This is a genomic window from Calothrix sp. CCY 0018, assembly GCF_963920925.1.
Classification (GTDB): domain Bacteria; phylum Cyanobacteriota; class Cyanobacteriia; order Cyanobacteriales; family Nostocaceae; genus Rivularia.
The window spans coordinates 130418-137223 of record NZ_CAWUDI010000020.1 but is presented as its reverse complement, the minus strand read 5'-3'; the positions used below and the strand labels follow the sequence as shown (position 1 = coordinate 137223).

8 protein-coding genes are annotated in these 6806 nt (G+C 40.0%); 2 read left to right on the top strand and 6 right to left on the bottom strand.

The features are described 5' to 3' along the window. Window positions 1-56: 56 nt before the first annotated feature. The 3 genes from coaBC to ACM03V_RS16335 all read right to left on the bottom strand — a co-directional run bounded on the left by coaBC (window position 57) and on the right by ACM03V_RS16335 (window position 2371). Window positions 57-1265: a bifunctional phosphopantothenoylcysteine decarboxylase/phosphopantothenate--cysteine ligase CoaBC gene (gene coaBC / locus ACM03V_RS16345; RefSeq protein WP_414621845.1), complete on the bottom strand. Its 1209-nt coding sequence runs from the start codon at window positions 1263-1265 to the stop codon at window positions 57-59. 109 nt (window positions 1266-1374) lie between these two features. Then, window positions 1375-1587 carry a DUF2555 domain-containing protein gene (locus ACM03V_RS16340; RefSeq protein ID WP_414621853.1) on the bottom strand — a complete coding sequence of 71 codons (213 nt, stop codon included), beginning with the start codon at window positions 1585-1587 and terminating at the stop codon, window positions 1375-1377. A gap of 154 nt (window positions 1588-1741) precedes the next feature. Then, the gene (locus ACM03V_RS16335; protein WP_414621844.1) at window positions 1742-2371 is read right to left on the bottom strand and encodes an alpha/beta hydrolase; all 630 of its coding nucleotides are present in this window, start codon (window positions 2369-2371) and stop codon (window positions 1742-1744) included. Window positions 2372-2649: 278 nt separating this feature from the next. On the opposite strand from ACM03V_RS16335, the gene purH reads away from it, so the two are divergent. Then, a complete protein-coding gene (gene purH / locus ACM03V_RS16330; RefSeq protein WP_414621843.1) occupies window positions 2650-4191 on the top strand; it encodes a bifunctional phosphoribosylaminoimidazolecarboxamide formyltransferase/IMP cyclohydrolase in 1542 nt (513 codons plus the stop codon). A gap of 571 nt (window positions 4192-4762) precedes the next feature. Here the strand turns inward: purH and ACM03V_RS16325 are convergent. Continuing rightward, on the bottom strand, window positions 4763-5101 hold the full coding sequence (locus ACM03V_RS16325; RefSeq protein WP_414621842.1) for a hypothetical protein: 339 nt from the start codon (window positions 5099-5101) through the stop codon (window positions 4763-4765). A 188-nt stretch (window positions 5102-5289) separates the two neighbouring features. On the opposite strand from ACM03V_RS16325, the gene ACM03V_RS16320 reads away from it, so the two are divergent. Next, window positions 5290-5544 (top strand): hypothetical protein, encoded by a 255-nt coding sequence (locus tag ACM03V_RS16320; RefSeq protein ID WP_414621841.1) that lies wholly within the window; start codon window positions 5290-5292, stop codon window positions 5542-5544. On the opposite strand, the gene ACM03V_RS16315 is transcribed toward ACM03V_RS16320, so the two are convergent. Beyond that, window positions 5541-5927 (bottom strand): nuclear transport factor 2 family protein, encoded by a 387-nt coding sequence (locus ACM03V_RS16315; protein ID WP_414621840.1) that lies wholly within the window; start codon window positions 5925-5927, stop codon window positions 5541-5543. The two genes, ACM03V_RS16320 and ACM03V_RS16315, sit on opposite strands and share 4 nt — an antisense overlap. A gap of 70 nt (window positions 5928-5997) precedes the next feature. Then, window positions 5998-6363 carry a Lin0512 family protein gene (locus ACM03V_RS16310; RefSeq protein ID WP_414621839.1) on the bottom strand — a complete coding sequence of 122 codons (366 nt, stop codon included), beginning with the start codon at window positions 6361-6363 and terminating at the stop codon, window positions 5998-6000. Window positions 6364-6806 lie beyond the last annotated feature (443 nt).

Here is a 6806-nt window from a genome sequence, read left to right as displayed (position 1 = left end):
ATAGATTATTCGCTTTCTTACTATATAAGAGTGAACCTAACCCAACCTACAAACTGCTAAAATCCCAAATAAACGCATCCGTTGTTAAAATCTAAAATCCGATGCGCCATTTCCAATTTTGAACACATCGGAATCTCAACTTCATTTCCTTTCCTATCTATATATATAGCTTTATTCGTATCGCTACCAAATCCACTATTAATTTCATCTATCGGATTAGCAACAATTGCATCTAAATTCTTTCTTTGCAACTTCTCCCTCGCTGGGGTGACAATATCACCACTTTGAGCCGCAAAACCAATCAATTTCTGATTTTCACGCTTGCAACTCGCCAATTGGGCAATAATATCTCCCACATTCTCCAAAGGTAAAGCTTCTGGAAGCGCCTTTTTCGGTAACTTTTGCGAACTATATTCCCTCGGCTTCACATCCGCAACAGCCGCCGACATAATAATTACATCTGCATCCGGCAAACACTGCAACATTTGCGATCGCATTTCCTCGGCAGTATCTACCGTTATACCTTTGACTCCCAAAGGAATATCCCAACTCGCCGCACCTCGCACCAAAGTCACATCCGCACCGCGATGTAAAGCCGCACGCGCTAAAGCCAAGCCCATTTTACCTGTAGCTGGATTGCCGATAAACCGCACGGGATCTAAATATTCTCGCGTACCTCCGGCACTAATTAAAACCTTTTTACCAGAAAAATCTCGCTTTCCCCCAGTTTGCAACAACGACTGTACGTGACTAACGATTTCTGGAGCTTCAGCCATTCTTCCCGCACCAACTCTGTCGCAGGCTAATAAACCCGATGCGGTTTCCAAAGTATGAAAACGACTTAAAGTTAATATCTTCTGCCAATTCTGTTTTACCGTAACTTGATCCCACATATCAGTATTCATCGCCGGAGCCAGCAAAATCGGACAAGTAGAAGCTAAAACGGTATTTAATAAAAGATTGTCAGCCATTCCATAAGCTAACTTTGCTAAAGTATTCGCCGTTAGGGGAGCAATTAAGAAAATATCTGCCCATTCTCCCAACTCAATATGTAAAGGGCGAGAATTACTTGAATGCCAAAAATTCTCGTCAGTATAAGCAGACTGACGAGAAAGGGTAGAAAAAGTTAAAGGCGTGATAAAGTGTTGTGCGGAATTGGTGAGAATTGTCCGTACTTCCACCCCAGACTTAAATAGAGTCGAAACAACTTCACAAATTTTATAAGCAGCGATGCCGCCACCAACACCAATCAGCACCCTTTTCATTTATCAATTACCAATTAACAATGAACAGTTTATCAACCAATATTGTAAAACTTATATATACCAAAGTCTTACAGTAACTGATAACTGGTAACTGCTAACTGATAACTGATTACGCTTCGTCGTAGGCTTCCAAATCCAAAAGGTGGATGTAGGATTCTACTAATTCGGGACGTTGAAACGCGATCGCACGCAGTAAATGCCAATCATCTAAACCTTCAAAGGCATTACTGTAGTTGTCTTGTTCCAAGCGTGTGGCCAATTTATCCACCTCTTGTTCAGTCATGGTGTCAATATCGGTTTTAGAAATGGTCAAAGTCTTCATTTTCAAGCCCCTCCCGTAAGTAGCAACACCATCCAGCATGGGTTTATTTGCGCTTAACGCATCCACCCAATCTATAATACTCATTCATAGACGCAAATTACGTGAATTTTCTACCGGAATTTCACCGTACTTTGTAAAGCTTTTGTAACCTTATTTAGGTAAGCTTGCTGAGAACGAAAGTACGTGCGACATCCAGCATTTGAGAACTAATTTGGTGTCCTCCATCAAATTCACGATATTCTAAAGAAACTGCTTGTAATTCTAATGCATCCCGTGCTTTTTGAGCAGCCTGTAAAGGCACAACTTCATCTTGTTTTCCATGCATAATTAACACTGGCGGTAGAAAATTATTCGCCGGAGTTTCAACTCCATGGATATCTGAATGTAAATACCCACTCATAGAAATTAAACCTGCAAAGGGCAACTTTAATCCTACATCTAAAGTCATTGCCCCTCCTTGAGAAAAACCACTCAAAATTGAGTTTTTTAAGGGTATGCCGGTAGTATTTTCTAAAGATTCCAAGAAATCAATTAGTAATTCCCGACTTTGGGCTAACCCTTGATACATATTATCCCGACTCAGGTCATACCATGCTCTACCTATGGGTGAATGAGGATGAGGAAAAGGTGCATTAGGAAATACAAAATGATATCCCGGTAATTGTAAAAAAGGTACTATTGATGCCACGTCTTCTGCATTGGAACCCCAACCATGCAAGATGACGATTAATCCTTTTTTGTCCCCATTTGGCGGTACGTCAATAAAATCCAAAGCCTTAGCCATCAGTCAATATGAAGAAATCCGGTTTGCTTTCTAATATTACTGTAATTGGGAATCGGGAATTGGGAATCGGGAACTGGGCATTGGGGATTGGGCATTGGGAATAGCGAGTAGTAAGTATATTTCACGATGATTCGGAAAACAATCGCTTCATAACTAATATTATTTACTATTACCAATTACCCATTACCAAAAAAATTTCCTATTTTTAAATGCCAGCTTAGTTTTAAAATATTCTTTTCCCAAGCTGATAAATTAAGATTCCAGGAAAGTTATAAATTATGGCGCGTCTAGCACTGCTGAGTGTATCGAATAAAACAGGTTTAGTTGAACTTGCTCGAAGTTTGCAAGAGGAGTTTAAGTTTGAATTTATCAGCAGTGGAGGCACCGCGAAAGTGTTACAAGATGCCGGATTAACTGTTACCAAAGTCGCCGATTATACGGGTTCTCCGGAGATTTTGGGTGGACGTGTAAAGACTCTACATCCGCGAATTCATGGCGGTATTTTAGCCAGACGAGATAATTCTCAAGATGTGGCGGATTTAGAAGATAATCAAATTCGTCCGATCGATTTAGTAGTTGTGAATCTCTATCCTTTTGAGGAAACTATATCTAAAGCTGGAGTTAGTTTATCAGAAGCCGTCGAACAAATTGATATCGGTGGCCCAGCAATGTTAAGAGCATCTGCAAAAAACTTTGCTCATCTTACAGTATTATGCAACCCGGCGCAGTATGAAGAATATTTACAAGAATTGCGTCAAAACAAAGGTGAAGCGTCTTTAGAATTTCGTCAAAAGGCTGCTTTAAAAGGATTTTTGCATACTTCTGAATACGATCGCGCAATCTCATCTTATTTAAGCAGTCAAGTTGCCGACAATCGAGAAACTCCTCAAGAATTCAGCATTACAGGCAAGCAAGTACAATCACTGCGTTACGGCGAAAACCCCCATCAAAGCGCTGCTTGGTACCAAACGGGAACAGCTAGCGGATGGGCTGCTGCGACTAAATTACAAGGAAAGGAACTGAGCTACAACAATTTAGTCGATTTAGAAGCCGCCAGACGCATCATCACCGAGTTTACCGACAATCCCGCAGCAGTAGTCCTCAAACATACCAATCCCTGCGGTGTCGCTTTAGGAAATACTCTGGTAGAAGCTTATCAAAAAGCCTTCAACGCGGATTCAATGTCCGCTTTTGGGGGAATTGTCGCTTTAAATCAACCAATCGATGCTGCAACCGCAACCGAATTAACAAAGACATTTTTAGAATGCGTAGTTGCACCGGGTTGTGAAGAAGATGCACAAGAGATTATCGCCGCTAAATCCAAATTGCGGGTATTAATACTGCCAGATTTACAAAGTGGACGATTAGAAACTATCAAAGTAATTGCGGGTGGATTTCTAATGCAGGCAGCCGATGATATTTTGGCCGACAGCAATAAATGGCAGATAGTCACCGATAAAAAACCCAGCCAAAAAGAAATAGAAGAATTACTCTTTGCTTGGAAAGTTTGCAAACACGTTAAATCAAACGCGATCGTAGTTAGTAAAGAACTTACCACCTTGGGAGTTGGCGCGGGACAAATGAACCGAGTCGGAGCCGTAAAAATCGCCTTAGAGCAAGCTGAAGAGAAAGCACAAGGTGGATTTCTTGCTAGCGACGGATTTTTCCCCTTCGACGACTCAGTTAAAACAGCAGCAGAAGCGGGAATTACTGGGATTATTCAACCGGGTGGAAGCCTACGAGATCAAGATTCGATTGAAGCTGCCAACAAACTAGGCTTAACAATGGTTTTGACCGGCAACAGGCATTTTTTGCATTAAAATTATACCACAAAAAAAACTGAATTTTCAAAAATGTAGTTAAGAATGCTTTTCATTTCATATAACTAGTGGTAATCTATAGTTGTGTGTGTGAGGAGCAAAGTGAAAAGCGCTTGGGGTGGAAACACGGTCACACTCCCGATCGCTTTTTGCTTTTTAATTATTAGTGGTTAGTGGTTAGTGGTTAGACATTTTTGAGTCAGCATCATAATAACCACATACAAATCATAAATCATGAGAATTCGAGAAATAAAGAAACCTGGTTTTTCCAAAAAATCGGGTTTTTTAATTGTTCGTAGTAGCGCTTCAGCGCCTCCGATCGGATGCGCTGAAGCGCTACTACGAACTGTAAACAGGTTCAGTTTACAAACTGTCACGTAAAAGACTTGTACATTATAGAAAGCAATGCTAACCTATGGTTGTGTGTGAGGAGCAAGTGATAAACAGAAAGCGTTTGGGGTGGAAACACGGCAACACTCCCGAACGCTTTTTGTATTTTCAGTAATCAGTTACCAATTACCAATTATTAATATTTATAACTCCTAACTCTTAACTCCCGCCTTTTATCTCTTCAATCTTCATCCAAAGCGGGGAAAGATTCCTCAATCAGCCATAATTTTTCTTTATTCTCGACAAACCAGACGCGAGTTTCGGGAGTTAACTTTTTCCAAATTTGATCTACAGGTGCATGAGGGGATGAGTATTGAAACTCTTCACCAAGTAATTCTAGATTCTCGGCGACACTATCGGGAATACCAAATTCTTTCCAATCAATTTTTGGTTCAACTCCGGTAACTCCTTTGCCTGGATCGTAAACTAGTTGTGCAGCTCGAATTAAGTCCGCAAAGTGTACTGGCTTTAATTTGTACAACTCCTCGATTCGGGGTGCTTCGCTATTATTTTGAAACATAGCCACTCTCAACAGTGAATATTTACCGTTTTATAGGACTTATTGCCAGAGATTTTCCCTAATAAATACATTCATATTTTATCTTAGAAAAATAATATTAAATTAACTGATAGAATAACCACTATTTTGGGGAATTCTATATTTATATATTGATTTATATATTGCTGGCTGCTTAGATAGGGTGATTTATGCCTTTTTTAATCTTTATAATAATTGCGATAATTTTAACGTTATTAATAAACAAAAACCGTTATAGTAGCGGTAACAGATATTATCCTCGTAAATCCGATAAAGGATGTAAACCACTTCGACGTAAATTATTAAATCTCGTACATTACGATACAGCAGATAGATTAATAAGTTCAGCGAAACGTCAGCATCCCGGAAAATCGGAACGCTGGTATATAGAAAAGGTAATTTACGATTTACAGCGCGGACGTTAAGAACGTAATTGGGCTATTATCGTTTTTGGATTCCAGTAAGCGCGAGTAGTTTGAATCTTACCAGCATCGTTGATCTCTAATATCGTAATCCCTTCACAAGTAACAGTTTTCTGAGTTTTACTGACTCCTCGCATCGTCCATTTAACGGCAGCTTCATTCCCGGCGATAAAAATACTATCTTTAGTTGCTTCGAGTTTCGCAAACACGGCTTTTAACTGTCCGATAAATTCTTGAAAACCTTCATGAACTAAAGTTGGTGGCTCTCCAACTGGATCGTAACTTAAAGCATCTTTAGCAAAATTATCTACCCAGCCTTCAGCATTCATAGCTGACATATTTTCTAAATAAGAGTTGACAATGCTTTCAATTTCTTCTGGTGACATCACGTGATTTTGGATTTTAGATTGTATTTGAAACTATTTCCCATTCCCTGTTCCCCATTCCCCATTCCCCTTAATCATTGTCAATCAAAACCGTAACCGCAGCTACAGCAATCAACATTTCGTCATTTTTATCTTGCAAAACTTCAATAGCTTTTCCTTCAACCATCATTCCGCCAGATTTGACGGTTAAACTTTTACGCCCAAAAGGTAATACCGCTAAGACTTCCTCTTCTCGTACCTGCTCCGGATAAGGTACGGCAACTTCAACTTCTACAATCATCTGATTTGGATCGCTCAAACCCGCAACTTCAAAAACTCCGATTAAAGCATTGTGCGCGATCGCATTTCTTACGGCTCTGGCAGCTGCAACAGTTGGTTCCTGCCCGTGCTGATCTATACCCATTCCCATTTCAATAATAAATCGCTGGCGTGCCATAACTATCACCTTCGGATTTCAGATTTCACATCTGTACTGTAGCGGTTTAAGTACCATCACGGGAACTGTAGAGAAGTTTTAATAATAGCTAAGTAACTAATAGACATCTCCGGAAAACATTTCTATGGTTTTAAATTACACACAAACCGCGAGCCCCCCTACCCCCCTTCCCTATGAGGGAATGGGGGTTTTAAGCCTCTCCCCCAGTGGGGGAGAGGTTTGGAGAGGGGTCTTTTCAAGCATATAGATTCAGAAATATCACTGACGAATAAATCGTGGTATTTCCTTAAATTAAGATAGCTTCGACTTCTTTTTATTCTTCAGCATCTTTAACTACTTCTTCTATTAATTCTCAAAATACTTGCATCTTAAAGTAAAAGCTGAAATCGTATTTACGCATAGCCCCCCTTTTGATAAGGGGGGTTGGGGGGATCTAAATGATA

Excerpts from the sequence above, each read along its gene's own strand:
- coaBC (WP_414621845.1), bottom strand. The coding sequence starts at position 1,265 with ATGAAAAGGGTGCTGATTGGTGTTGGTGGCGGCATCGCTGCTTATAAA.
- ACM03V_RS16340 (WP_414621853.1), bottom strand. The coding sequence starts at position 1,587 with ATGAAGACTTTGACCATTTCTAAAACCGATATTGACACCATGACTGAA.
- ACM03V_RS16335 (WP_414621844.1), bottom strand. The coding sequence starts at position 2,371 with ATGGCTAAGGCTTTGGATTTTATTGACGTACCGCCAAATGGGGACAAA.
- purH (WP_414621843.1), top strand. The coding sequence starts at position 2,650 with ATGGCGCGTCTAGCACTGCTGAGTGTATCGAATAAAACAGGTTTAGTT.
- ACM03V_RS16325 (WP_414621842.1), bottom strand. The coding sequence starts at position 5,101 with ATGTTTCAAAATAATAGCGAAGCACCCCGAATCGAGGAGTTGTACAAA.
- ACM03V_RS16320 (WP_414621841.1), top strand. The coding sequence starts at position 5,290 with ATGCCTTTTTTAATCTTTATAATAATTGCGATAATTTTAACGTTATTA.
- ACM03V_RS16315 (WP_414621840.1), bottom strand. The coding sequence starts at position 5,927 with ATGTCACCAGAAGAAATTGAAAGCATTGTCAACTCTTATTTAGAAAAT.
- ACM03V_RS16310 (WP_414621839.1), bottom strand. The coding sequence starts at position 6,363 with ATGGCACGCCAGCGATTTATTATTGAAATGGGAATGGGTATAGATCAG.